Origin of the sequence: Marinobacter subterrani (assembly GCF_001045555.1) — a bacterium.
Taxonomy (GTDB): domain Bacteria; phylum Pseudomonadota; class Gammaproteobacteria; order Pseudomonadales; family Oleiphilaceae; genus Marinobacter; species Marinobacter subterrani.
In genome coordinates this window covers 1,353,591-1,378,499 of sequence record NZ_LFBU01000001.1, presented here as the reverse complement: position 1 = coordinate 1,378,499, position 24,909 = coordinate 1,353,591, and the positions used below count along the sequence as shown (strand labels likewise).

Genomic DNA, 24,909 nt, shown 5'->3' with positions numbered 1-24,909 from the left:
TAGATGGTACCCCTGGAATGCCCTTGCACCTGCCGGCTATCTTTTTACCACCCGCGGGCATAGTCTGGGATCAGTCCAACGAGGAGAGTCGCCCATGAGCGAAGGACGCCGTCCGGATTCCATATCATCAGATGACCTTGCCGCTATTCTGGAAAGCGCCGTTCTGGCGCCGTCCAGCCACAACACCCAACCCTGGCGGTTTGAAGTCAGCGAGAGTGGCGTTTCACTGTTTGCCGACCGGTTGCGGGCCTTGCCGGTGAATGACCCGGACGACAGGGAACTTACCATCAGTTGCGGCTGCGCCCTGTTCAATCTGCGGATTGCGGCTGCCCATGCGGGGTTTGCTGCAAGCTGCGAACTTCTCCCGAGCCCGGAAGAGGAAGATCTGCTGGCCCGGGTATCGTTTAAGCGTTTTACCGGATCAGAAGATCACGAAGCTGAGCTGTTCCAGGCGATTGCCCGGCGACGTACCTACCGCAAGCGTTTCGAGCCAAAACCGGTGCCGGCCAGTGTGCTGGATGCACTGGCCGAAGCGGCGGAGGCGGAAGGTGCATGGTTCCAGGTGCTGGAATCGGAGCCGGATCGTCAGCAGGTGGCCGAACTGGTTGCCGAAGGCGATGCTTCCCAGTGGTCCAACCCCAGCTGGCGGCGCGAACTGGCGGCCTGGATGCATCCCCGCCGCAAAGGCGACGGGCTAACCGTCCCGGGCATGATTGCGCCGGTGGCCCAACTGGTGGTGCGAACCTTTGATATGGGAAACGGAGTTGGCGCCAAAGACCGGCAACTGGCGGATGAATCTCCGGTAATTGCCGCCCTGGGCACTTCCGGAGACGGCATGGCGGACTGGCTGCAAGCCGGCCAGGCTCTGGCGCGGGTTCTGCTCACCTCCCTTGGCCAGGGGTTGCAGGCCTCATACCTGAACCAGCCGATCCAGGTGGCGGTACTCCGGCCGAAACTTCAGCATTTGCTCGGCCGCTCCGGCTTCCCCCAGATCCTCCTCAGACTTGGTTATCCTGCGACTGATCTGCCGGCGGTACCAAGGCGCAATCTGCAGGAGGTGGTTGAAGCCCCGGGTAACGGAGACAGCAAGACGCAGCAGTTCAAACGTCGCTAGCGCCGAAGAGAGCGAGTGATCGTCGATCAGTGCCTGGCTTTGGTAACCACCTCGGGCGGCACTGGTTTACTGGCTTTGCCGCCCAGAATGCGGTCGGCATCAAGGGAGGCGATGGGCACCCTGGTATCGCTCGGAACGTCGCCGCTCAGCTGCAGCTCAAGGTAACGGAGCGCGCAAACCCGCAGAAACGAGGTGAAATTGCCGAGGTCGTGGCCGGCATCAATAGACTCGTGGTAGAGCCGGGTGATCATCTGGGGCAGATTCATACCATCCCGTTTTGCCAGTTCCTCCAGAACATGCCAGAAGGCATTTTCCATGCGTACGCTGGTCACCATGCCATCAATGCGCAGTGAGTGGGTTTTGCTGACCCAAAGCTCCGGGTTGGCGTTGATAAAAAGCTTGCACATGACGGCCTCGCATGGATTGCGGGGCCGGTGCCGGCCCCTGCTGAGTTACTGGTCGAGCAGTTTGAAGAACTGCGCCAGCCAGGCCGGATGCGCAGGCCACGCGGGCGCTGTTACCAGATTAGCATCGGTTACTGCCTGATCAACCTCGATACCGGCGAAGGTACCCCCCGCCAATTCCACTTCCGGTTGGCAGGCCGGATAGGCAGAGCATTTGCGACCCTCCAGCACTCCCGCTGCAGCCAACAACTGGGCACCATGGCAGATGGCTGCCACCGGCTTGTTGGTTTCAAAGAAATGGCGAACCAGGTTCAGCACCTCCTTGTTCAGGCGCAAGTATTCGGGTGCACGACCGCCGGGCACCACCAACGCGTCGTACTTAGCTGGATCAAGCCCGTTAAAATCCGCATTCAGGGCAAACCTGTGCCCGGGCTTCTCGGTGTAGGTCTGGTCCCCTTCGAAGTCATGAATGGCTGTAGCCACGGTATCGCCGGCCTTTTTGTCCGGGCAGACGGCATGAACCGTATGGCCCACCGCCTGGAGGGCCTGGAATGGCACCATGGTTTCATAGTCTTCGGTGAAATCACCGGTAATCATCAGAATCTTCTTCCCGCTCATGGCTGTCTCCTTGTGTTTGTCGTGCCATTTCCGGAAACAGTAGCAGCGGCGATGGTGCAGCGGGTATTAAAGGACTACTACAGGCCTCAGGCCTCGCGAATCAGGTCCGGCGTGTTATGCCTCGGGTTATTCACCTCCGCGGAAACGGGAACAGCTTTCAGCTGAGTATTGTCTAGGCGGTGGGTCACCGCCCGCACCCGGGCCCGGTCTGTGATTTCCGGGTTCAGCCAGTCCCTCAGGCAGGCCGGGTCGAGTACTACGGGCTGGCGGTCATGGATGTGTTTCAGCTGCTCGCTGGCGGGTTCGGTAATGATGGCACAGGTCGTGGTTTCGTCTCCCTCCCTCGGCGTCCAGAGGCCGGCAAGGAAAATTGCCGGATACTTCCGGGCATCCGCCGGCGTGATGTAGCGGGGTTCTTTGCCATGTTCCGTCTGCTGCCATTCATACCAGCCATTGGCCGGTATCAGGCAGCGGTGGTGGGCGAAGGCGTCGCGGAAATATTTCGAGCTTGCCGCAGTTTCCGCCCTGGCATTGATCGGAGCCGGGGCCTTCTCGCCCGCCCAGGCCGGGCGGAATCCCCAGTGGGAATGTGCCATGATCAGGGTGCCGTTCATGCTCATGCGGATCATTGGAATGCCTGTGCCAGGGGGAATGTTGTAGCTGGGGTCAAACTGGCCGTCCACCTCCACACCCTCGGGAAAATACTCGAGGATCAGGGTGTCTGGTGGCGTGTAAAAAGTGAATCGTCCGCACATGATTGATGGTGGTTTCCTTCCTGAATCTCGACGAGAGCCCCGACGGAGTCCCGGTTTCCAAAGCCCGCGGGTCCGTATTTTGTTAACCTTAGCAGATGCTGAAACTATCCAACGCTGTTGAACTTGCTGACTGGGAAATTGAAATCACCCAGATCCGGGCCCAGGGCGCCGGTGGCCAGAACGTGAATAAAGTGGCTTCCGCCGTGCACCTGCGCTTTGATATCCCGCATTCCACCCTGCCGCCGTTCTACAAGGAACGGCTGATGTCGCTCAATGACCAGCGCATCAGCAAGGAAGGGGTGCTGATTATCAAGGCACAATCCTTCCGCACCCTGGAGCTGAACAAGGAGGACGCGCTGGAGCGTCTGAAGGAGTTGATCCAGGAGGCGGTGAAGCCCCGCAAGGCGCGCCGGCCCACCAAACCAACCCGCTCCTCCCAGCGCAAGCGGGTCGACAAGAAAACCAGAAAGGGTAAAACCAAGGCGCTTCGCGGCAAGGTGCCGGTTTAGGCCGGCGCCTTTGCCGCGGTGCCTGATTCAACCTGCTCCAGGAACTGCCTGATGTCATCGAAGGCCTCTTCTGCCTCCGGCAGCAAGGGCACGAAGATCTGCCATACGTGCACCATACTGTGCCAGGTATGCAGAGTGACCGGGGAGCCTGCAGCTTCGGCCCGTGCCGCGTAGCGCCGGGCGTTATCCAGCAGCATTTCGGTATCGCTGGCCTGAATCAGGGTTGGTGGCAGGTTTCTCAGGTTCCCCCGGAGCGGCGAGGCAATCGGGCTGGTCGGAGAAACCCGGAAGGCTGCGAGTGTTGCCCACCAGATGACTGGCAGGGGGATTTTCGATAATCCTCCGAAGGCCGGCCCCAGCAAGGGATCGGTACCAATGTTGTTGCGATTGCTCGGCGCTGTCAGGGTCAGGTCCGTTGATGGCGAGAAGGCGATCGCAGCATCCGCCTGCCGCAGCCCCTTATCCCGGATCCAGGCAAGCAGTGCCAGGGTATGGCTGCCGCCGGCGGAATCCCCGGCCACCATCATGAAGTCGGCCGGTTCGGGGCCCTCCGGGCCGTGTTTCAGCAGCCAGGTATAGGCCCCGCGGCAATCCCGCACACCGTCCATAAACCGGTTTTCCGGCATCAGGCGGTAGTCCACCGCAAACACCGCCGCTCCGGCAATCTGTGACAACCGATCGGTAATCGCCCGGTGGCTTCGGGGGCTGCCTGCGGCCCAGGCGCCGCCATGGATATACAGAATCCGGCGACGGGTATCACAGCCCGGGGCCAGGACCCACTCCCCCCGGGGCGATTCGCAATAGCGAATCTCGGAGGCAAGCGTCAGCCCCTCACTGAGCCCGTCCATGTGTTTCCGCAGGGCCACCAGCCGCGCTTTGCCGCGCAATCCCTTCGAGGATTGCCCCAGTTCCCGGATGCGCCCCAGCACCTCCCGGTTTGCATCGCTGGGTTTGCCCTGCCGAACGGGGTAGTCGTCCTGGTCAAGATGCGACAGATCCTCAAGGCGGAACAGCAGCAGGGTGGCGGCAACGATCAACAGGATGATGACAAGAATAATCCAGAGCATGGGCAGTCCGTATGTTATTGGCCCCAATGCGAGGGGCGAACTATGCTTTCGGGGAGTCCTGATAATACTCGCAGATTTGCCCCGGTTCTGCCCGGATCGGTCACAGAAGGAGTCGTGTGTTGCAAATTGCCTATCGGGCGCGAGACATTACCGAAGCGCATATCGTGGCCGGGCTGCTCGAAGCCAACGGCATCGACGCCTTTGTCGGCGGCCATTACCTTCAGGGTGCCATGGGTGAAATCGGCACCGCCGGCTTCAGCAATGTGCACGTTCATGACGACGATCTCTACCGGGCGCGCCAACTGGTCACCGAATATGAGGCAACCCCCGGCGGCAGTTCCTGCCAGCTCACGGAAAACGAGGGCGACCGCCCCGATCAATACGCCCGCTGGTTCCTGCTGGCCCTGGCTATTGTCGGCCTGCTGTTGTTTCAGATCTACTGAATGATCGGGCTGGCGCCCGCGGGCGTAGCCCCTCCCACACCATTCCATGACAGGAGAAGAACGCTATGGCAGATCAACCCGTAATGCTCATTACCGGTGCCTCATCGGGCATTGGCGCAGAAACCGCCCGTGCGGCTGCCAGGCAGGGCTACCGCCTGGTACTGGCAGCCCGCTCTGAAGACAAGCTGAAAGGCCTGCAACAGGAGCTCGGCGGCGAGTCGAAGGTGCTCACCGTGCAGTGTGACGTCCAGAATGGCGACGATCAGAAGCGCATGGTCGGCCAGGCCCTCAAGACCTTTGGCCGCATCGATGCCGTGTTTGCCAACGCCGGCCGGGGTGGCGAGCCCGGTGGCTTCAGCGGCGCTGACCCGGAGGTCTGGAAGGACATGATCCTGACTAACATTTACGGTGTTGGCCTGACTCTTCAGCACTGCCTGCCCGCGCTGCGGGAAAGCAAGGGCCATCTGTTGCTGACCGGCTCGGCCGCCGGCCGCGTCACGATTCCGGGCTCCATGTACAGCGCCACCAAATGGGCGGTTTCCGCCATCGGTTACGGTGTCCGTGAGGAACTGCGTGGTTCCGGAATCCGCGTTACCCTGATCGAGCCGGGCATGGTGGATACACCGTTCTTTGACGAACCACCAGCCCACGCCCTCAAGCCGGAGGACATCGCCAATGCCGTGATGTACGCCGTGGCCCAGCCGGCCCATGTGGATGTGAACGAGATTCTTGTCCGGCCTACGCCCAAGGTTGAGTAAGCCGGCAATGCAGCCAGAACGGAGGTTATTTTGAGTCCAATGGATCGTGTTGCCCTGGTGACCGGCGGCGCCAAGGGGATCGGGCGGGGCATTGTGCTGCACCTTGCGGCCGCGGGGTGGAAAGTGGCGTTCTGTGACACCGACAGAGTCGTGGGAGAGCAGTTGGCTGCCAGCGCGGAGCATGATGAACTGTGCTTTCTGCCCGGCGATGTGGCATCGGAAGCGGATGTCGAGCGCATTGTCAGAGAGACAGTCGCCTGGGCCGGGCGTCTGGATGCGGTGATCAACAATGCCGGGATTGCCGGCCCGGAGAATGGTCCGGTGGAGGACCTGAGCCTTGAGCAGTGGCAGCGGCGGCTCGATGTGAACCTGACCGGGCCGTTTCTGGTCACCAAGCACGCCGTTCCTCACCTTCGAGCAACAAAGGGCGCCATCGTGAATATGGCGTCTACCCGGGCACTTCAGTCTGAACCGGACACCGAAGCCTATGCCGCCACCAAGGGCGGCATCGTGGCACTCACCCACGCCCTGGCCGTGAGCCTGGGGCCGGAGATCCGTGTTAACTGCATCAGCCCGGGCTGGATTGATACCCGGGCCTGGCAAGGTGACGCAGGATCGGTTGAGCCGCTCTCCGAGGAGGACCATCTGCAGCATCCGGCGGGCCGGGTAGGGACGCCCGGGGATATTGCCTCGCTGGCCGCTTATCTGATCTCGCCGGAAGCCTTGTTCATTACCGGCCAGAACTTTGTGGCAGATGGCGGCATGGTGCGCAAGATGATCTACGAGGACTGAAACGATGCCCGGGCTTTGCCCCGGGCGCGACGTCCCCCGTTGGCCAGACCGATTTCCCTTGACGGAATCGCGCCCGGCCACCAAAGATGAAGGCAAATCAACGCCTTTTCGAGGTGTCTATGTGCCCGCCGTTTTCCGATCCTGATCAGCGCCTGTATGTTCGTAATGCCACCCTGGCGGATATCCCAGGCATCATCCAGCTCAGCCGCCGCGTTTATGAAGGCACTGGCATGTACGGCTACACCAAGGGGCCGCTGACCGGGCAGATCAACACCTTCCCGGACGGCCAGTTCGTCGCCATGCTGGGCGATACCGTCGTGGGTTACTGTGCCACCTTCCGCATTGCCGAAGAGGTGGCGCTGAAGGCTCACGACTGGACTTCCATCACCGGCAACGGCTACGCCTCGCGGCATGATCCCGAAGGCGACTGGCTTTATGGCATGGAAGTCTGTGTTGATCCCGAGTGCCGTGGTTACCGGATCGGCGAGCGGTTGTATAACGAACGCAAACAACTGTGCCAGTCTCTGAACCTGCAAGGGGTGGTGTTTGCCGGCCGCCTGCCCAGCCTGCGCCAGCGGCTGAAGAAGTTCGGCAGTGTCGAGGCCTATGTGGAGGCCATCCAGGGCAAGGAACAGAAAGACCCGGTGCTGTCCTTCCAGCTTCAGCAGGGTTTTTCGGTGCACGGCATCATTCCCCATTACCTCGATGCCGATCACGATTCCATGGGCTACGGCATTCACCTGATCTGGCGCAACCCGAAAGTCCCGCAGGCGGAACACAACGGGCGGCGCAAACGCTACGGCCAGCGGATGCGGGATACCGTGCGCATTGGCACGGTCCAGTACCAGCAGCGACCGGTGGGATCATTCGACGAATTCAGCGAAATTGTCCGTTACTTCGTGGATGTTGTCTCCACCTACAAGGGCGACTTCGTGGTGTTTCCGGAGCTCTTCACCCTGCAACTGCTGTCGATAGAGGCCCGCAAGGGCAGCCCGGCGGAAACCTTCGCCGCAGTCACGCATTACGCCGAGCGCTACCGGGAACTGATGCGGGACCTGGCCCTGCGCCACAATATCAACATCGTGGCCGGCTCCACGCCGGTGCGCGAAGAGGATGGTACCATCCGCAACATGGCCTATGTCTTTCTCAGGGACGGCCAGGTATTCAGCCAGCCCAAGATTCACCCCACGCCCAACGAGGCCTTCTGGTGGAACGTGCAGGGCGGCAATCGGGTCAGCGCCATTGAGACCGACTGCGGCACCATCGGCGTGCTGATCTGCTACGACGCGGAGTTTCCGGAGCTCACCCGCCATCTGGTTGATCAGGGTGTTCATATCATCTTTGTGCCTTTCTGTACCGACGAGCGCCAGAGCTACCTCAGGGTACGATACTGCTGCCAGGCGAGGGCGGTGGAGAACCAGGTCTATGTGGTGATGTCCGGCAACGTGGGCAATCTGCCGAACGTGCCGAACATGGAAATCCAGTACGGCCAGAGCTGCATTCTCACCCCCTGTGACTTCCCGTTTGCCAGGGACGGTATTGCTGCCGACACAGAACCCAATGTGGAAACCGTCGCCTTCGCCGATCTGCGGCCGGAGGTGCTGATCACCGCCCGCAACAGTGGTACGGTGAAAAACCTTCAGGATCGCCGTCACGATCTTTACAGCGTGACCTGGCGTGGTGAGTAGCCCGAGCCGACAGGAGCGTCGTTTTGCCCGTGAACCGAAATGCAACGCTGAGCCGCATGATGCGCCGAGCCTTGATGACCGGTTTATTGCTCTGCCCGCTCATGGCCGCTGGCTGGTCGCTGGTGGTGGAGCAGGGAGACATCGGCATGGCGCTGCCGGATATCCACACCGCAGGTTGGGAAGTGACTGGCAGCAAGGCCGATGTGCAGCCGTCAATCACTGCCAGTGGCGACTCTGCGGTCTTTGATTTCAACCCCGCTTCAGTGGTTGTTACCGAACGCCTGGCCTACACCGGTTCCGAGCAGCCTCTGCTGCTGCAGGATCTGCGAACCAATCTCAGCGATGTGACGCTTACGATCGATTACGGAGCGTCGGGTACCTGGGCCGAGCGGATTGCCGTCAAAGGCAAGGTGAAGGTCGAGGCAAACCGTATCACCCACCCGCGGCTTGTCCCGCAGGCCTGGAGTTTCCGGGGGAATGTTGCTGGCCATCTGGCGAACCTTCGGATTCAGGGCACTCTGGTCTCGAATGCAGGGGTTGAAGCCGACCTCGACGTTCAACTCAGCCCCGATGGTGCAGTATCGATATCGGTCGGATCCGTCATTGAAGGGCCGGATGATGTGCGCGCCCTGGCCGCAACATTCACCGGATGGCCGGAACTGCTGTCGGTGGATAGCGGCAGCGCCCGGGTATCGGCCGAGCTACACCTGGGCCCGAAAGGGGGCCTTGCGGTGGATGGGGCTGCCACGCTGGATGAGGTCAACGGGGTGTTCAACCGAACCGCGTTCACCGGCCTGACGGGCGAGGTGCTTGCCACCCTGGAGGGTGACCGCATGACGGCCCGGTCCACGGGTCTGACTGCTGAGCAGGTGAACCCCGGCATCCCGGTGAGCGCGGTTCATTTTACCGGGAGCTACACAGCGCCCATCAGTAAAAAACTGGCAGGCAAGCTGGCGGTCCAGCAGGCGAACGCCCAATTCCTTGGGGGATCACTTAGGATACCGCCCGGCACCTACGATCTGGCAGGTGGCGCCGGCCGGATACCGGTTGAATTGCAGGATATTTCCCTGGCCCGCCTTATGGAAGTCTATCCGGCCGAGGGGCTTGGCGGCAGTGGCCTGCTCAGCGGTCTCATCCCTATCAGCTTCAGCAGTGACGGTGTTCAGGTGGAGCAGGGGCGCGTATCCGCGGAGTCGCCAGGTGGCCGTTTGCAGTTGCCGGCAGATAAGCTCCAGGGCATGCTTGGTGGCAACCAGGCCATGGACGTGGTGGTGAAAGCCTTGCAGAACTTTCACTATTCGGTGTTGTCCAGCACGATAGACTACGATGACACGGGTAAGCTGACACTGGATCTTCGCCTTGAAGGGAATAACCCTGAAGTCCGGGGCGGCCAGCCGGTTGTGCTTAACGTGAATCTGGAGGAAGACATTCCTGCGCTGCTGACCAGCCTGCAATTGAGTGGCAGCGTAAACGAAGCGGTTACAGAACGGGTCCGGAAGCTTTTGCAGGGCTCCGGCCAAGAGCAAAAGCCCGGCAAGGAGGCAGTACCATGAAAAAATCGTTGCAGCCCGCAAGGTCGCCTTTGGCCAGAGTGCTGATGACAGTGATGTTGCCACTGGCCCTGGCTGCCTGTACGCCAACGGTGCAGATGGCGGCACCCAAAGAACCGATTACGATCAACCTGAACGTGAAGATCAAGCACGAAATCTACGTGAAAGTGGATAAGGAAGTGGAAGACATGTTCAGCGAAAAAGGGTTGTTCTGACCTGATCCGCATAGATTGAGGGGGTAATGATGAAACAGTTACTGCAGATGTTTGCCTTGGTTCTCGCGTTCGGTGTCAGTGCATCCGTGTTCGCCATGGGGCTGGATGAGGCCAAGCAGAAACTCGATGACGTCAAACAGCAGGGCCTGGTGGGCGAAACGCCGACCGGTTATCTGGAAGTAGTCCGGGACCAGGGCGCCGCGAAGGAAGTGGTGAAGGCGATCAACAGCGCCCGCCGGGATGAGTACAAACGCATTGCCGAGAAACATAATATCCCGGTTCTGGAGGTTGAAACCGTTGCCGGCAAGAAGGCGATGGAGAGAACCCCGGACGGCCAGTTCATTCAGGTGAACGGCGAGTGGGTCAAGAAATAGCCTCGCCCTCCGGGGCGCAGCAGATCCAGTCATCAAGCGACAGGGTCCTTAGCGCTTGACGCTCTTCTGCCGGGGTTTCCCGGCCTTGGGGCGTTTGCCCGGGGCGGGCTTTCTGCCTGGTGCTGGTCTGCCTTTCGGTCCCGGCCCTGACGAACCGGGTGCCCCCGGTTTGCCTTTGGGGCGAAGGCTGGGCTTTGCCGAAGGTTTCTTTCTCGCAGGTTTGCCGGCGTTGGGCGGCGCCTCTGACGAGGAATCCCGGATGGCGTCAAACAGGCCGGCCAGCTCCTGTTCCGTCAGGTCCCGCCACTGGCCCACCGCCAGCCCCTTCAGACTGACATTCATGATCCGGATACGCTCCAGTCTGGTCACCTCATAACCGAAGTACTCGCACATCCGGCGAATCTGGCGGTTGAGGCCCTGCACCAGGGTAATCCGGAAGACAAACCGGGATTCCCGGGCCACCTTGCACTTTTTCGTGACGGTACCAAGGATGGGCACGCCGTTGGCCATGCCCTCTACGAACTCCCGGGTCACCGGTTTGTCGACCGTGACCAGGTATTCCTTTTCATGGTTGTTGCCGGCCCGCAGGATCTTGTTGACCAGGTCGCCGTTGCTGGTCATGAAGATCAGGCCCTGGGAGTCCTTGTCCAGCCGGCCGATCGGGAAGATGCGTTCGCTATGGCCGACAAAACGCTGGATGTTGTGCTTCTCGGCGCTGTCGGTGGTGCTGACGATGCCCACGGGCTTGTTCAGGGCAATGAACACCAGGTCTTCCTCGGCGCGGGGTTCGATCACCTGGCCGTTGACCTTGACGGTATCCCCGGGCAGCACCTGGTCCCCCACGGTGGCCCGCTTGCCGTTGATGTAGACATTACCCTGCTCGATATAGCGGTCGGCCTCCCTGCGGGAACACATGCCGCTCTCGCTGATGTATTTGTTTAGTCGGGTGGTGGAGGTGCTGGTCATCGGCTATCCGGGTCGCGCATTTTAAGCGGAGCATGATAGCAGGCACAGGAACCACCCGCAGCCCTGCCGCCGGATTTGGCAGGTACTGGCAGATATTGGCCGGTAGTGATAGGGAGTTGGCCGGTAGTGATAGGGAGTTGGCCGGCTCCGGCAGGGCGTTGCATTGCCCCGTCGGAACCGGCGGGCGGGGTTAGTGGCCGTAGATCCGCATGGCGGTATTCTGGATGGCCAGGTTATCCAGGGCGACGGAGCCGATAGACGTTCCGCCAACCAGAACCTGGCCGATGGACATATCGGCTTCGAAGGTGTTCAGGTCTACAGCCAGGGCAGAATCGCCGTTGGCGCGGGTGCCGTTGTAGATGTCCATATCCACCTTCGCCCCAACGGTCAGGATGGACGGGTTATCGTCGTAGTCGGCGCCGGTCAGGCGCAGATCGCGGATACCCAGTGCCAGGAAGGGAACATCGACATCCAGATCATCGATGGCGAACAGCGATTGCAGGTTCAGCACATCGGTGGCGGTATCAACCCGGAACTTGAGCTCCGTGACGATGCCTTCCATCGACAGGTTGTTGGCAATCAGCGTGCTGTCGGTGCTGCCTTGCAGGGTCCACTCGCCGGTTCGTACCGCGAAATCAATGGGTGCGGCCACCAACGGGAACACGTTGATCAGGGCATCGCCATCGTCCGCAATGTCGATTTCGACCTTGATGTTGTCGATCAGATTACTGGTCTCCCCGAACAGCAGGTCCCGTGCGGTGGTGATTTCCTGGAACATGTCGGTGCGATTGGCACCGCCGATAAAGATGTCCTTCACCGACAGCGAGCCTTCATCGGTGTAGAGGAATTCGCCAATGTTGACCTGGGTTTCCAGCTCAATGGTCACGCCGGCCTGGCCGGTGATGTTGCCCATGCTGGTGTCTGCCAGGGGTCGTAATTCTGCATGTGTGGCCAGTGGAAGGCCGGCAATGGCCAGCACCAGCGCAGTTTTCTTCAGGCTTTTCATAATGTTTCCTTGTTATTCTGTGTTGGTTATCGGTGAAAGGTCAGCCGGCAGGGTGCCGGCTGACCGCGGGTGTCGGGCACCCGCTTTCCTTACTGCTCGGGCGTCAACATCAGGTCGATGGTGTTGCCCGGGCCAGTCAGGAACTGGTTGAGAACGTCGGTCAGCAGGCCGCAGTTCTGCAGTGGTGGCAGTTGATAGGTACCGCTGACGGCACCACCGGTGGCCGGCGAGAAGTTGCTGCCCTCCTCGGAGGTGAGCGTGATGTCCACCGGTTCGATGGTCTGGCACTGGTCGCCACCACCCACGGGAATGGGCAGGCCGAAGAGCTTCACGGCTACCTTGGGCACTTTCACGTACAGGTGGGAATTGGCGGTCAGCGTGCCGTTCACCAGCGTGCCGGTGGTCACCGCGGATTGCTCAAACTCCACGTTGGCGGCGGCTTTCAGCTGGCTGAACAGCAGCTTGATGGAGAAGTAGCCGGTGGTTGGCTCAATGGCCAGGTCCGCCTCGAAGGTACCGCTGGCCAGTTCCAGTAAGGTGGCAATGGTGCCGTTCAGGGGCAGGGTGCTGTCGGAGGCATTGATGTAGGTCGAGCCTTTCAGGCCGAGCAGCAGCTCCAGGGTATCGGTCGGTGCGTCAAAGCCTTCAACGCTGACCGGAACGGTGAGTTCGGGGCTTTCCGGATCACTGGAACCAATGATCAGTTGGGCACTGCGGGCACCTGCCGAAGCGGCGGTGAAGCTCAGTTCCACGGTGCAGCTCTGGTCCGGTGCCACGGTGGTGCAGTTGTTGGTCTGCAGGAATTGCGAGGCATCCGCGCCCTGCAGCGTCACACTGTTGATCAGCAGGGTTTCATTGCCGCCATTGGACACAGTTACCTGGGCAGATGTGCTCTGGCCTACCTGAACCCGACCAAGATCAACGGCTTCCGGGGTCACGGCGATCTCCGGCACGGGAGCCAGTACACTGCGGCCGGTCAGCGGGACATCGACTGTCGGGGTGTCGGCATCGGTGGAATCAATGGTCAGGGTCGCGCTCTGGTCGCCTTCACCACTGGGGATGTAGGTAACCGTTACATCGCAGCTTGCGGTGGGCTCAATGGTCGTGCAACTGCTGGTCTGCATGAAGGCACTGGCATTGGGGCCGGTGAGGCTGATGCTGTTGATGCCCAGAGCGGCATTGCCGGTATTGGACAGGGTCACGGTTTCTTCCGCAGTCAGGCCGGCCTGGACGTTGCCGAAGTCCACGGTCTCACGATTGACAGCAATACGCGGTGTTTCCACCACCTCGCCCACCACCTGGATGGTCTGCAGCACGTTGCTCTGTCCGGCGTTCTGGGTACAGGCGGAGGTGAATTCACCGATCGGTGCGGGTGCGATGTCGCCATTCGCGGTCCGGGCGATCATGTCGAGGGTCAGGTTACCGACGGTAATCTTCGCTTCACCGATGTCGTCCCCGTTAAAGGTTATGGCCGGTGAGGTGCCGGAAGCCGGCACCGTGAACTCGCCCGTTTCATCCGGAATGGGCGAGGGTGGAATGGTCAGCGGTACCGTCAGGTCAATGTTCCGGCTCGGGGTAACAACCGTGGTCTGGTTGGTGGCCGTGCCCTCGATGGTTTCCGAGCCCACCAGTTTGAGCCCGGTGCGGGAATCCTCGTTCACCACGGTCAGGGCATCGATGGTGAATTCCGGCGTCGGCTCACCAACGGTGGCCTGGCTGGGAATGTCCGCACTGATTTGCGCCCGGATGGGCTGATCGCCGATCAGCGGGAAGGGGCAGGTAAATGCCAGTTCGATGGAGACGGGTTCGGCCACCGCCTGGCCCGCGCCGGACATCAGCGCCGCGGCGGCGATGGCCGCCCCGAGAGCGCGCACGCCCGTGTTGGGTTTCCTGAGTTTCATGAGTTCGTCCTCTGTAAGGCTTTCGTTGTTGTAGGAAGGGGTGCAGACAACACCGACAAGGACTGCTCAATCGGACTTGCAACTATCCCTTTGCCACGCGCGCAAACGCATGTGTGCATGACCATTAGGCCTTTGCGGATAGTCACAGGTCATTGCCTGCCCCGGCAGGCTTTTTGTCCAAAGCGGAGAGGGAGGGTAGAGAATGTTGAAACCGTGACTGGCTTCAAATTTGGTAATGCTTACTCGCCCTTGCGGGATTGCCGACGAACATCACCGGGGGTGGTGCCGGTCCAGGCCCGGTAGGCCTTGGTGAATCCGGCCTGATTACTGAACCCGAGCTTTTCAGCAATAGACTCCAGCGACACATTGGTGTCTCTCAGGTACAGGGTTGCGAAGTCTTCGCGGATGCTGTTTCGCAGTTCCCGGAACGACGTGCCTGCGCTGGCCAGGTGCTGGCGCAGGGTCCGGGTGCTCATGCCCAGCCGGCGGGAGACGTTTTCGGTTGTGCAGGGCCGGCCGGGCTGGCTCATGATCAGCTCACGCACCTGCATCACGGTCTCATCGGCCTGCCTGGGGCGCTCTTCGGCGGGGTTGCGATTGCGGGCGAGCAGGAACTGCAGCCCCGCGTTATCCCCCTGAACGGGGCGTCCCGCCAGCGGCATGGTTATCTGGCTGACCGGCGCATTGAAGCGGAACTCGCAATTTGATGCCAGGGCCATCCAGGCGTGAGGTTCAAGTGCTGTGCCAAAATCGAACTGGATCTCGAAATGGCTGCAGACCTGGGCCGCGATCCGCTGGATGCTGCCCATGTAGATCTTGGTCAGGCAGGGGCGCAGCGGGCCCAGGGCCCAGGTATCCACAAGGCGGATCTGGAAGGTGGTGCCGCTGGAGCTCAGTTCCATGTCCATCAGTGGCAAGCCGACCCGGAGATACTGGACAATCATGCTGATCAACTGGCGCGGGTTCTCCTGGCCCAGCACGGCAAATCCCAGCAGGCCGTGGCTGAGCAGGTCCAGCTCCTGGCCGAACTGGAAGGGCGCCCGCTCGTCGGTCATCAGCCATTCGGTTCTATCGAGGAGGCTGGTAACCTGTGCCATGGAAATGCTGGCATCGGGGTTCTCGAGTATGGCGTCCGGCAGTTCGGCATGCGCGAGAATGGCCTGCCGTTTCACCCCGCGCCGTTCCATGAAGTGAATAAGGCGCCGTGCATAACGAGCGGAAATAATGGGCACCTCAAGTGCCAGTTGATCCGAAGTTTCCATGCGTTCATCCCTGCGCCGGTGCCGCCCCGGTCGTGTCGTCTCGGGCGGTCCGTTATTATGAGAGCGCCCAGTATAGGCAGGGCTGGCGGCGGGAAATTTCGTGGCGGATCACGATTCCGGCGCGATGGCCGGATATGACAATGAAACTTCAATCAGACGGGAGGCGGCCAGGGGTGCAGATTCGTCAGGACAAAGGGCAAACCGGTGGTCAATGCCCGGTGTGTGAACAGGGCATGCCGGGTCCCTTCTGCTCGCTGGGGGAGCGCCGCTACCTGCGGTGCCCGGTCTGCGAGGCGACGCTCCTGCACCCGGAATGCCGGCTGCCGCCCGATGCCGAACGCGCCGTGTACGAGTTGCACGATAACCAGCCCGACGACCCGGGCTACCGGTCCTTCCTTGCCCGGCTAACCGGGCCGCTGTTGTCGCGGCTGCCGGCCGGTGCCCGCGGGCTCGATTTCGGGTGCGGCCCCGGGCCGGCCCTGGCGCAGATGATGGAAGAGGCGGGCATGGAAATGTCCCTCTATGATCCCTTCTTTTACCCGTCGGAGCCGGTACTCTCGGGGCGGTACGATTTTATTACCTGTACCGAAGTGGTGGAGCATCTGTACCAGCCCGCCGGGGTGTTCCGGCAACTGGACCGGCTGCTCAGGCCGGGCGGCTGGCTGGGGGTGATGACCTGTTTCCAGACCGACGATGCCCGTTTCGAGCACTGGCATTACCGGCGCGATCCGACCCACGTGGTGTTCTACCGGGAAGCCACCTTCCGGCGGCTGGCCGAGCAGATGGGCTGGCAACTGGAGATTCCGAGAAAGGACGTGGCGCTGTTTCGCAAGCGAGGCTGATGTTCTGTCTCGCTATGCCCTTGATTCACTGAGCCTCCGCAGCCTTTACGGCGGGCACGCCGGCAGTGCAGGGCACCCGTCTGGTGCTGCTCCGGGTTGCGGGTTGAGCAGTTCCGAATTACCAAAGCGCGCCGGTGCCAGCATGGCAGCGCAGCTGGCGGCGGCATGGGCGGTTATCGGGCAACCGGTGGCGTCCAACGCGAAGGCCAGGTTGTTCCAGCCTTCCGCAAAGTCCGGGAAGTGCCTTACCGTGCGCAGAAAGTGCTGTGTCGCGGCGTGTTGCCGGCCCAGTTGCCACGCCAGATTGCCTCTGGCCATGGGAGCGGCTGGCTGCCCGGGCCAGGTGCTTTCTGCGGTGCTGTAGGCTACCGCCGCTGCGTTGGTTCGCCCGGTTGTCTCCAGATCATGAGCCGATTGCAAAAACCGCAGGGGCTCGGCGGTGGCCGGTACCTGGTCTGGCGGGAGAATGGTCATCGCCCAGTTGTCCGCCCGCCCCCAGGTATTGTGGAACACCTCGATGTCGACCGGCTGGCGCTCCCGGGTATCGGTATGGAGGATCAGGTCCCGTTGCTGCTGGTCGTAGCCGATCACAACGGCGAAGTGCCACTGGGGCCACCAGCCAAACCGCAGGTTCTGCATCACCAGCACCGGGTGGCCGGCTGCAACTTCCCTCAGAAGGCTTTCCAGGCTGCCGTCCAGCGGGTAAACCAGCATGCCGTGGGCGCGCGCTGCGGCAACCATTTCCACCTGCAGGGCCCCCTCCCGGCCGGGAATGTAAACCAGCTCCTTGAGAATCTCGGGACTGGTCTCAAGGCCCTGGCTGTTCAGCATCATGGCCAGTGAGGCGGGGCCGCACTGGTAGCGTTCCTGGGGGAAGAAAGGCACATCCTCGAGAACCACCCGTTCGGGCAGGGCGGGGGAGCCTGGCGCGGCGGCCTGGCCGGGCCAGTTCGGCGAGCTGGCACAACCGGCCAGCAGGCTGACCAGAAAGAACAGGATCAGCCTGCCGGCGCTTGCCGGTTTAACGGAAAAATTAACCGTCACGGCCCGACGCTATCGAATGCAGTTCACGAATGGGAAGATGTTGGTGGCACACAGCATGTCGGTGATGATGAATACCAGCAGGAACAGCACAATAATGCCGACAACACCCTCGCCGGCCGGGGCCTCGGCCAGTTGCTGCTCAAAATCCGCCAGTTCCGCAGGGGTGAGGTTCTGGATACGTTCCTTGACCTGGTCCTGGCTTACGCCAAGGTCTGTCAGCTTGTCCTGGACGTCCTGCCGGTCGAGCATGTTGATCAGTTGTTGCCGGTCCAGCTGGACCTGTTGCTGGCCAAGTACCTCGCCGGTTCCAACCATCCCGGCGCTTGCCGTGGTCGACCAGACGGAGCCCAGGGTCATCATCAGGGCCATGAAGAAAGAAACGTACCTCAGGTGCTTGCGAATTCCGGACATGGGTTCACTCCTGTTGTTTTCGGGTTCTGATATGACTGATGGTTTCAGTCAAAGTGTAGTACCCGGACGATAGAACACCGCACTGCGTTCCCTCAACCTGGACAATGTTAAGACTTTGTACAGTTCCGGGCTCCGTGATCCTGCTCGCAGGTAAACAAACCCTTACAAAAAACACGCCCGAGCCAGTATCGCGCGGCGGCGACGCTTTCTAAACTATGCAGATCAACCATTTACAACAAAGTTGCCTGTGAACGCCATTATCTCTTCCATACCGCGCCTGTTCAGCCTGCGGGCGGTCATTCTCCTCGCTGCCGTGGTGTTTGCGCTGGCCGGAGACCAGCTTGTGCTTGTTGGCTGGGCCGACAGGGTGCTGTTCAGCATTCTTGGCGTGCCCGAGGGTGCCAGCCCCGCCAGCATCCTGTCACCGGAGGCGCTTCGCGGTGCCCTGGCGGGCCGGGGCCTGGCGGAGCCCCTGTGGGCGGACATTGCGGTAACGGCCGGCCTGGCCATCACGGCGCTCTACCTGACGCTGGCCGTCCCGCTGATGGGCGCGGCGGCTTCCCTGCCGGTTACACTGCTGCTGGGCGGCTCCCTGGTGGTGCTGCAGGCAGCGCTGATGTTCTACCACAACGCCTGGGTGTCCCTGGGAGAAGTGCTGACCCTGCTGGTGGCCGGTTTTGTGCTGATGCTGTTCTGGCTGCAGCCCCATACCCGCATCCGCTCCCTGACAGACAATGTGCGGGAAGCCCGCCTCCGACTGGCCAGGGTGTTCCTGCAGCAGGGGCACACCGACGATGCCCTGGAGGCCCTGGGTGGTTGCCCGCGCTGTGAGGGCGAGCTTGAACTGCGCTACGACATCGCCATACAGCAGGAGCGCAAACGCCAGTATGACAAGGCGGTGGGCACCTACCAAAGCATCCTGCAGCGCCGGAAGAATTTCCGGGATAGTGCCGCCCGCCTGGCGGCCCTGGAGAAACTGACGCCGGATAGCGCCCTGATGCAGGCCGGCAGTTTCGACACCACCCGTACCCTGCTGATGCCGGAACCCTCGGTAAGCCGGCCGACCCTGGGGCGTTATGAAATCGAGCGGGAAATCGGCCGGGGCGCCATGGGCGTGGTGTACCTGGGCAAGGACCCGAAAATAGCCCGCACCGTGGCCATCAAGACCCTGAGCTACCAGGCGTTCGACGACGGCCAGTTGCAGGATCTCAAGGAGCGGTTCTTCCGGGAGGCGGAAGCGGCCGGGCGCCTGAACCATCCAGCCATCGTGACGGTGTATGACGTTGGCGAGGAGGCGGATCTCGCCTACATCGCCATGGATTACGCCCGGGGCCGGCCGCTCAGCGAATTCGGCAAACCGGGGCGGCTGCTGCCGCTACCACGGGTGCTGGATATTATTGCCCGAGTTGCCGATGCACTGGCGTATGCCCACAGCCAGAAAATCGTTCATCGCGATATCAAGCCGGGCAACATTATCTTCAACCCGGATACCGGCGACATAAAGATTACCGATTTCGGCATTGCCAAAATCTCCGATGACTCCCGCACCCGCACCGGCGCGGTGATGGGCAGCCCGCTCTATATGTCGCCGGAGCAGCTCAAGGGGCAGAAGGTTACCGGCGCCTCCGATATCTACAGCCTGGGCGTCACCCTGTACAAGCTGGTGAGCGGCGAAACGCCGTATCAGGGCGATACCCTTGCCAACCTGACCTACCAGATCCTCAACAAACGCCCGCGCAGCGTCCGGGAGTTCAATGCCGACCTGCCCAATGGCGTGGTCCGGCTGATCAACAAGGCGATCCAGCGCGAGCCGGATAAGCGCTTTGCCAGTGCGGCGACCATGGCCGAGGCGGTGCGTCGGCTGGCGGTTCGCGAAGCGGGCCAGGAGGTATCCTGATGAACTATCGCATCGCAGGCCAGACTCACCGGGGCACGGTCCGGGAAACCAACCAGGATGTGGTGGGCTGGCGGGTTAATGAGGCCGGTAACCAGGCGCTGCTGGTGGTTGCCGATGGCATGGGGGGCTATCAGGGTGGTGAGATTGCCAGCCGCCTCGCGGTTGAAGCGGTCGTTGAATTACTGGAGCCGGAGCTGGCCGGCGATTCCGCCGGGCTGACGGAAAGCGCTGTCCGGGAAAGCCTGGAGCGGGCTTTTGTCCTGGCCAACAAACGCATACTGGGCCGGCGAGCAGAGGACGCAAGGCTCGACAAGATGGGCACAACCCTGGTGCTGGCCTGGGTCATCGGCGACAGGGCGCACATTGCCCACATGGGCGACTCCCGGTGTTACTGCCTGCGGGGCGGCCAGGCGACCTGCCTGACCCGGGACGATACCGTGGTCCAGAACATGCTGGAGGATGGCAGCATTACCCTGGCGGACGTTCCCAATGTGCCCTTCCGCAATGTGCTCACCCGGGCCGTGGGGGCGATTGACCTGGCAGAGCCCAGTTACCGGGTTGAGCCTCTTGAAGAGGGGGATGTGTTGTTGCTGTGCTCCGACGGACTGACCAACTCGGTCCCGGAAGCGCAGTGGCTTGAGATAAGCACGGAGCAGGATGGCATGGAACGAACGGTTCAGGCGCTGATTGACGCCGGCCTGGCAAACGGGGCTGGCGATAATCTGTCTGTGGTATTACTGACGCTGGAGTATTGAGGAAACTGACATGGCTTCGCTTTCGCAACTGGTGGATAACGTGGTGGTCAACACCTTTGAGCTGGGGCAGCCCGACACCCGCCTGGGCCGCCGCCCGGATAACGACATCCGGATTGATGAAATCTCGGTCAGTGGCCAGCACGCCCTGATCGAGGCGGTGCCCAATGCCTACTTGGAAGGCACCGTGGACTACTACATCACGGACAGCAACAGCACCAATGGCACCTTTGTCAACGAATTACGGGTAGAGGCCCGGCAGCGGCTGAACAGCAACGACATGGTGCGCATTGGCTGGAATGAGTTCCGCTTTATTGATGAAGAAGAGCAGGCACTGGAAAAGACCGCCTATATCCTCGACTGACGCAGAATCGTGGCCCGGCGGTTACCGGACCCGCTCAATCACCAGCCTGGAAAACCGCGGCAGTAGTGAGGAGGCGTCTGGCGAGGCCTGCACGCCGGCGATCAGCGCTTGCGCATCCAGCCCTTCACGGGCCAGGTCTGGCGCCTGCACTTCCAGGTAGGCCCTCATGACGGTATCGGTGAACTCGGGGTGGAACTGAACGCCCCAGGTACAGGAACCGATTCGGAATGCCTGATGCGGCTCGAACCGGTTGCGCCCCAGCAAGACGGCATCCGGGGGCAGGCGAAGCACCGACTGCCGGTGCGTCAACTGGGCCGGAAATCTGGCCGGCAGGTCTCGGAACAGGGGGTCAGTGCCCGCTTCGGGCAGCAGTTCAACCTCATGGGTGCCGGTTTCCCGGCCGTCCGGGTGGTAGCCCACTTCGCCGCCCAGGGCATGGGCCAGCAGCTGGTGCCCGTAGCACACGCCCAGCACGGGAACCCCGGCGGCAGCGGCCCGGGCCAGCCAGGCCCCGGTATTTTCACTCCACTCGTCCCGGTCGCTCACCATGGCCGGGGAGCCGGTTACCACAATGCCGTTCCAGTCTTCCGGGTTACCCGGCCGTTCGCCGGCCTCGACATTGATGACCGTGATGTCCAGTTCCGGTGACAGGCCGCGCAGGAACCAGTCCTCGAAATCACCGAATCGCGCCAGCAGGCCGGGGTAGGTGCTGCCGGTTTTCAGCACCACGACCCGGGCCCTGCAGTCCGGGGCAGAGGATTGCTGCATGGTGCGGTCTTCCTGCATGGCTTCGGCCTCGGGCTTACTGGTCGGGGAGTTCGGCGTTGTGGAACACGTTCTGCACGTCGTCCAGTTCGTTCAGCATGTCGAGGAATTTCTCGAACATGGGAATGTCGTCGCCTTCCACCGGGGTGGTGGTTTTGGGCAGGAACTGGATTTCGTCCACCTCGAAATCGATGCCTTCAATGGCGTCCACCAGGGCCTGGCGGGCCTTGGCGTATTCCGTGTTCGGTGTGAAAACAGTAATCAGGCCGTCTTCGTTCTCAATGTCGGTGACATCGACATCCGCTTCCATCAGCGCTTCCAGCACCGCTTCCTCATCGTCGCTCTTGAAGGCGAAAATGGCGCTGTGGTCGAACATGTGGGCAACAGTGCCCGGGGTGCCGATCTTGCACTTGGTCTTGGTAAAGGCCAGGCGCACGTCGCCAAAGGTGCGGTTCGGGTTGTCGGTCAGGCAGTCGACTATCACCATGCAGTTACCCGGGCCATAGCCTTCGTAACGGGCCGGTGAGTAGTCCTCGCCGGCGCCGCCCCGGGCCTTGTCGATGGCTTTCTCGATAACGTGGGAAGGCACCTGGTCTTTCTTTGCGCGGTCGATCAGCCCGCGCAGCGACAGGTTGGCCTGCGGGTCCACTCCGCCGGACTTGGCGCTCATGTAGATCTCGCGCCCGTACTTGCTGTAGACCTTGGTTTTCGCCGCAGCCGTCTTGGCCATGGACTCTTTACGGTTCTGGTAGGCTCTGCCCATCTGCACTGCCCCTTGGTTCTTTGTAAAAGGCCGGATTTTACTCAACATTGCCGGTTTGGGACAGGCCTATTTGGCAGCGGGTAACTGTCAGACATAATCGACCGGGCGCCGGTAGTTGTCCTGGGTCATGAGGTCGATCCCGCACTCCATGTTGCTCACCCAGTCCAGGAAGCGCTCAACCATCACCGGCCCCTCGAAGCGCTTGCCATGCTGGGGCACAATCATCGCCACGTCCATGTCGCGAATCATGCTGGCCCAGAGCTGGCAGACCTTCCGGGAGGCGATGTAACGGCGATGGAAGCCGACCATGTTCGGGATGTGCTTGTCGAAATCTTTTACCGGCAGGTGGTCATCCTCGCCGCCAAGGGAGGCGCCCAGATCTCCTGAAAACAGGATTTTTGATACCGGGTCGTAGAACTGCAGGTTGCCGACGGAATGCATGAAGTGCGCCGGCAGGCACTGCAGGAATGAATCGCCGAACCTGACGTTGGCGCCGGCGTCGGGGACGCTGACAATACGATCGTACACACTGCCGCTGAGCTGGCTGGTAACGTAGCTGGACACCAGATGCGGAAGGAACCGGGCCCAGAGTTTCGAGGTAACGATCCTGGCGCGGGTGTGCACGATCCAGCGATCAATGGCGCCGATGATGTCCGGGTCCTGGTGGGAGGCGAACACATAGTCCAGCTCACGGATGTTCATGTAGCGTGAGGCGGCAACCGAGAGCGGCGTGTAGGTCAGGTCTCCGCCCGGGTCAATCAACGCTTCGTGTTTGCCATCAACAATCAGGAACTGGTTGGACTGCACGCCCTCGCCGGTTACCAGGGAATCGAACAGGACAATCGGTTCGGCTGCCATTTCGGTCTCCCGCTGAAAACAAAGGAATCCGGCCGGAGTGGCCGGATATTGCAAGCTGCGCGGAGATTACAAAATTGACAAATGTGAACCATTGCCACAGGTCAATTATCTGATATTCCTAAAGTAACGTTTTGTTTGTTGCGTCTGGCTAAAAATTAATCAAAAAAGCTGACCGAACCGGCGGTACCGGGTGTAGTCTGTAGGTTCCGGCAGAGTGATTTAAGGGACGATAGCCGGGTAACTTCAAGCTGTTCCTTGGGCCAGGGATCCATTGGCTAACAGGAGGCTACTGCAATGAAACACTTCAAGATGTTGACCATATCTGTCGCACTCGCATGTGCCGTGCCACTTACCGCCGCGTTTGCCGCGGACGATCAGAAAATGCAGGACGGCATGGGCAAAGGCATGCAAAGCGAAATGAATACCCAGATCAAGGACCAGGACGGGAAGCCTGTGTTCGGCTACCCCATGATGACGCCAGAGGAGCGTCGCGAGTTTCACACCAAGATGCAGTCACTTGATTCGGCCGAGGACCGGCAGGCCCTTCGAGAGGAGCACCGTCAGGAAATGATCGAACGTGCCCGGGCCAAGGGCATGACGGTGGAGGATATCGAAAATCTGCCAGCGACCGCCGCTGGCAAAGAGAAAGACGCGGCGGGTGCCATGGGCGACGACAAGGGCAACATGATGAACGAGGGAGCGCCTGTGCCCGGTTCGCAACAGGACGGCGACATGGAGAAGGACCAGTAATCCCAGGGATTGGCCGCCGGTTTCAATCTGGCCCGGTGCGCCGGGTCAGTGCCGGGCGGTATGCCGGTAATCCCGGGGTGACTGGCCCATTACCTTCTTGAAAAGCCGGGAAAAATAGTAGGCGTCGTCATACCCCAGGCGCCGGCTGATATCGGCAAAGCTCAGGCTGCTGGTATCCAGCATCTGACAGGCCCGCTCCACTTTCAGGTGCAGAAAATGCTGGATCGGGGAGGTGCCGGTCTGCTCCCGGTAACGGGTGGCAAAATGCGCCGGCGAGAGGCCCGCGAGATCGGCCAGCTGTTCCAGGCTGATGCGCTCGTCCAGGTGCTCACGCATATAATTGTGGATCGTCTCCAGTTCCGCCTGCCGCTCCTGGCCGGTTTCATCGGCGTTGATCGGAACCGCCGCCATCAACTGGCGGAGCCGGTTGGCAGCGTGGATCAGCCCCCGGGCGCGGAAACCGGTCTGCCGTACCGACAGCAGGCCGTTGAAATCCACCAGCAGCCGTGGCTGCCGCCCCAGATGGCGGATGCGAGTGGCGCCGTCAAACCCCATGTAATTCCGAAAATCCTCCGCCAGCGGCCCGGTGTAGTGCACCCAGTGAATGGTCCAGGGGTTGTCCGGGTCTGCGGTGTAGCGGTGGCTGGCGCCGGCCGGCAGAAGCAGCAGGTCGCCGGCTTCCACGGTGTAGGGCTCGCCCTGAACATTCAGGAACGCCTTGCCCTCGGTGCAGTAAATCAAAAGATTGTCGTGGTGGCGTTCCCGGTGCATGTGGTGCCCCACGGCGCGGCGGTAATGGCCGAAAGCGAGGGGATACAGGTCCCGCGTGAGCGGGTGGCTGGCCAGAAGCCGGATAATTGGCTCGGGTACCACATAACGGATGCTGTCTTTGGGCACCGGCCATTGCGAGGTCTGGGTCATCAGTTGTCTTGTGTTGTTGGCTGTTATCGAAAGATAGTCCATCACGAGCGAAATTTAGTCAATCACACCCGGCCCGGTACCGTGCTAGCCTTGGATCAAACGTGGCTGGCACTTTACCGG

The 24,909-nt window shown here is 61.3% G+C and carries 28 protein-coding genes; 14 read left to right on the top strand and 14 right to left on the bottom strand.

Features of this window, described 5'->3' with window-relative positions:
* Positions 1–94: 94 nt before the first annotated feature.
* The gene (locus tag msub_RS06350) at positions 95–1,114 is read left to right on the top strand and encodes an Acg family FMN-binding oxidoreductase (RefSeq protein WP_048495236.1); all 1,020 of its coding nucleotides are present in this window, start codon (positions 95–97) and stop codon (positions 1,112–1,114) included.
* 26 nt (positions 1,115–1,140) lie between these two features.
* Here msub_RS06350 and msub_RS06345 read toward each other — a convergent pair whose 3' ends face one another.
* The 3 genes from msub_RS06345 to msub_RS06335 all read right to left on the bottom strand — a co-directional run bounded on the left by msub_RS06345 (position 1,141) and on the right by msub_RS06335 (position 2,891).
* Entirely contained in the window at positions 1,141–1,521 is a 381-nt protein-coding gene (locus msub_RS06345; protein ID WP_048495235.1) for a ribbon-helix-helix domain-containing protein, read from the bottom strand.
* Between the two features lie 45 nt (positions 1,522–1,566).
* Complete coding sequence (locus msub_RS06340) at positions 1,567–2,136, bottom strand: DJ-1/PfpI family protein (protein ID WP_048495234.1); 570 nt, start codon at positions 2,134–2,136, stop codon at positions 1,567–1,569.
* A gap of 86 nt (positions 2,137–2,222) precedes the next feature.
* Positions 2,223–2,891, bottom strand: a complete 669-nt coding sequence (locus tag msub_RS06335) for an SOS response-associated peptidase (RefSeq protein WP_048495233.1) — start codon at positions 2,889–2,891, stop codon at positions 2,223–2,225.
* Positions 2,892–2,986: 95 nt separating this feature from the next.
* Between msub_RS06335 and arfB the strand changes: the two genes are divergently transcribed.
* Positions 2,987–3,400, top strand: coding sequence for an alternative ribosome rescue aminoacyl-tRNA hydrolase ArfB (gene arfB / locus msub_RS06330; protein WP_048495232.1), 414 nt, complete (start codon positions 2,987–2,989; stop codon positions 3,398–3,400).
* On the opposite strand, the gene msub_RS06325 is transcribed toward arfB, so the two are convergent.
* A complete protein-coding gene (locus msub_RS06325) occupies positions 3,397–4,467 on the bottom strand; it encodes an alpha/beta hydrolase (RefSeq protein WP_048495231.1) in 1,071 nt (356 codons plus the stop codon). The two genes, arfB and msub_RS06325, sit on opposite strands and share 4 nt — an antisense overlap.
* 116 nt (positions 4,468–4,583) lie before the next feature.
* Between msub_RS06325 and msub_RS06320 the strand changes: the two genes are divergently transcribed.
* From msub_RS06320 to msub_RS06290, 7 genes are all read left to right on the top strand, one after another.
* Positions 4,584–4,910, top strand: a complete 327-nt coding sequence (locus tag msub_RS06320; RefSeq protein ID WP_264750604.1) for a putative signal transducing protein — start codon at positions 4,584–4,586, stop codon at positions 4,908–4,910.
* A gap of 65 nt (positions 4,911–4,975) precedes the next feature.
* Entirely contained in the window at positions 4,976–5,668 is a 693-nt protein-coding gene (locus tag msub_RS06315; protein ID WP_048495229.1) for an SDR family oxidoreductase, read from the top strand.
* Positions 5,669–5,707: 39 nt separating this feature from the next.
* Positions 5,708–6,460, top strand: coding sequence for an SDR family oxidoreductase (locus tag msub_RS06310; RefSeq protein ID WP_197083867.1), 753 nt, complete (start codon positions 5,708–5,710; stop codon positions 6,458–6,460).
* Positions 6,461–6,546: 86 nt separating this feature from the next.
* Positions 6,547–8,148 (top strand): bifunctional GNAT family N-acetyltransferase/carbon-nitrogen hydrolase family protein, encoded by a 1,602-nt coding sequence (locus tag msub_RS06305; RefSeq protein ID WP_227506657.1) that lies wholly within the window; start codon positions 6,547–6,549, stop codon positions 8,146–8,148.
* A gap of 29 nt (positions 8,149–8,177) precedes the next feature.
* On the top strand, positions 8,178–9,701 hold the full coding sequence (locus msub_RS06300; RefSeq protein ID WP_227506656.1) for a YdbH domain-containing protein: 1,524 nt from the start codon (positions 8,178–8,180) through the stop codon (positions 9,699–9,701).
* A 44-nt stretch (positions 9,702–9,745) separates the two neighbouring features.
* Positions 9,746–9,913, top strand: coding sequence for a YnbE family lipoprotein (locus tag msub_RS06295; protein ID WP_227506778.1), 168 nt, complete (start codon positions 9,746–9,748; stop codon positions 9,911–9,913).
* Positions 9,914–9,942: 29 nt separating this feature from the next.
* Positions 9,943–10,287: a YdbL family protein gene (locus msub_RS06290; protein ID WP_048495226.1), complete on the top strand. Its 345-nt coding sequence runs from the start codon at positions 9,943–9,945 to the stop codon at positions 10,285–10,287.
* Positions 10,288–10,335: 48 nt separating this feature from the next.
* On the opposite strand, the gene rluF is transcribed toward msub_RS06290, so the two are convergent.
* From rluF to msub_RS06270, 4 genes are all read right to left on the bottom strand, one after another.
* Positions 10,336–11,253 (bottom strand): 23S rRNA pseudouridine(2604) synthase RluF, encoded by a 918-nt coding sequence (gene rluF, locus msub_RS06285; RefSeq protein WP_048495225.1) that lies wholly within the window; start codon positions 11,251–11,253, stop codon positions 10,336–10,338.
* 190 nt (positions 11,254–11,443) lie between these two features.
* Positions 11,444–12,259, bottom strand: coding sequence for a DUF6160 family protein (locus tag msub_RS06280; protein WP_048495224.1), 816 nt, complete (start codon positions 12,257–12,259; stop codon positions 11,444–11,446).
* Between the two features lie 89 nt (positions 12,260–12,348).
* A complete protein-coding gene (locus tag msub_RS06275; protein WP_048495223.1) occupies positions 12,349–14,160 on the bottom strand; it encodes a choice-of-anchor D domain-containing protein in 1,812 nt (603 codons plus the stop codon).
* A 239-nt stretch (positions 14,161–14,399) separates the two neighbouring features.
* Positions 14,400–15,422, bottom strand: a complete 1,023-nt coding sequence (locus msub_RS06270) for an AraC family transcriptional regulator (protein ID WP_048495222.1) — start codon at positions 15,420–15,422, stop codon at positions 14,400–14,402.
* A gap of 233 nt (positions 15,423–15,655) precedes the next feature.
* Here msub_RS06270 and msub_RS06265 point away from each other — a divergent pair, with 233 nt between their 5' ends.
* The gene (locus msub_RS06265) at positions 15,656–16,264 is read left to right on the top strand and encodes a class I SAM-dependent methyltransferase (RefSeq protein WP_048496998.1); all 609 of its coding nucleotides are present in this window, start codon (positions 15,656–15,658) and stop codon (positions 16,262–16,264) included.
* A gap of 45 nt (positions 16,265–16,309) precedes the next feature.
* Here the strand turns inward: msub_RS06265 and msub_RS06260 are convergent, their stop codons facing one another.
* Both msub_RS06260 and msub_RS06255 read right to left on the bottom strand, forming a co-directional pair.
* Positions 16,310–17,308, bottom strand: coding sequence for a PA2778 family cysteine peptidase (locus msub_RS06260; protein ID WP_048495221.1), 999 nt, complete (start codon positions 17,306–17,308; stop codon positions 16,310–16,312).
* A 9-nt stretch (positions 17,309–17,317) separates the two neighbouring features.
* Entirely contained in the window at positions 17,318–17,677 is a 360-nt protein-coding gene (locus msub_RS06255) for a PA2779 family protein (RefSeq protein WP_227506777.1), read from the bottom strand.
* A 289-nt stretch (positions 17,678–17,966) separates the two neighbouring features.
* Here msub_RS06255 and msub_RS06250 point away from each other — a divergent pair, with 289 nt between their 5' ends.
* Genes msub_RS06250 through msub_RS06240 form a run of 3 tightly spaced genes read left to right on the top strand, consistent with a single transcriptional unit; the run spans position 17,967 to position 20,732 of the window.
* The gene (locus msub_RS06250) at positions 17,967–19,616 is read left to right on the top strand and encodes a serine/threonine-protein kinase (RefSeq protein ID WP_048495219.1); all 1,650 of its coding nucleotides are present in this window, start codon (positions 17,967–17,969) and stop codon (positions 19,614–19,616) included.
* Positions 19,616–20,371, top strand: a complete 756-nt coding sequence (locus msub_RS06245) for a PP2C family protein-serine/threonine phosphatase (protein WP_048495218.1) — start codon at positions 19,616–19,618, stop codon at positions 20,369–20,371. The genes msub_RS06250 and msub_RS06245 overlap by 1 nt, the downstream gene beginning before the upstream one ends.
* A gap of 10 nt (positions 20,372–20,381) precedes the next feature.
* Positions 20,382–20,732: an FHA domain-containing protein gene (locus tag msub_RS06240; RefSeq protein WP_048495217.1), complete on the top strand. Its 351-nt coding sequence runs from the start codon at positions 20,382–20,384 to the stop codon at positions 20,730–20,732.
* A gap of 21 nt (positions 20,733–20,753) precedes the next feature.
* Here msub_RS06240 and msub_RS06235 read toward each other — a convergent pair whose 3' ends face one another.
* The 3 genes from msub_RS06235 to msub_RS06225 form a co-directional block, all read right to left on the bottom strand.
* A complete protein-coding gene (locus msub_RS06235; protein WP_048496997.1) occupies positions 20,754–21,500 on the bottom strand; it encodes a glutamine amidotransferase in 747 nt (248 codons plus the stop codon).
* A gap of 34 nt (positions 21,501–21,534) precedes the next feature.
* Positions 21,535–22,260, bottom strand: a complete 726-nt coding sequence (locus msub_RS06230) for a YebC/PmpR family DNA-binding transcriptional regulator (protein ID WP_048495216.1) — start codon at positions 22,258–22,260, stop codon at positions 21,535–21,537.
* A gap of 87 nt (positions 22,261–22,347) precedes the next feature.
* Entirely contained in the window at positions 22,348–23,118 is a 771-nt protein-coding gene (locus tag msub_RS06225; RefSeq protein WP_048495215.1) for an oxygen-binding di-iron domain-containing protein, read from the bottom strand.
* A 294-nt stretch (positions 23,119–23,412) separates the two neighbouring features.
* Here msub_RS06225 and msub_RS06220 point away from each other — a divergent pair, with 294 nt between their 5' ends.
* On the top strand, positions 23,413–23,868 hold the full coding sequence (locus msub_RS06220) for a hypothetical protein (protein ID WP_048495214.1): 456 nt from the start codon (positions 23,413–23,415) through the stop codon (positions 23,866–23,868).
* Positions 23,869–23,913: 45 nt separating this feature from the next.
* On the opposite strand, the gene msub_RS06215 is transcribed toward msub_RS06220, so the two are convergent.
* A complete protein-coding gene (locus tag msub_RS06215; RefSeq protein ID WP_048495213.1) occupies positions 23,914–24,789 on the bottom strand; it encodes an AraC family transcriptional regulator in 876 nt (291 codons plus the stop codon).
* Between the last annotated feature and the right edge of the window lie 120 nt (positions 24,790–24,909).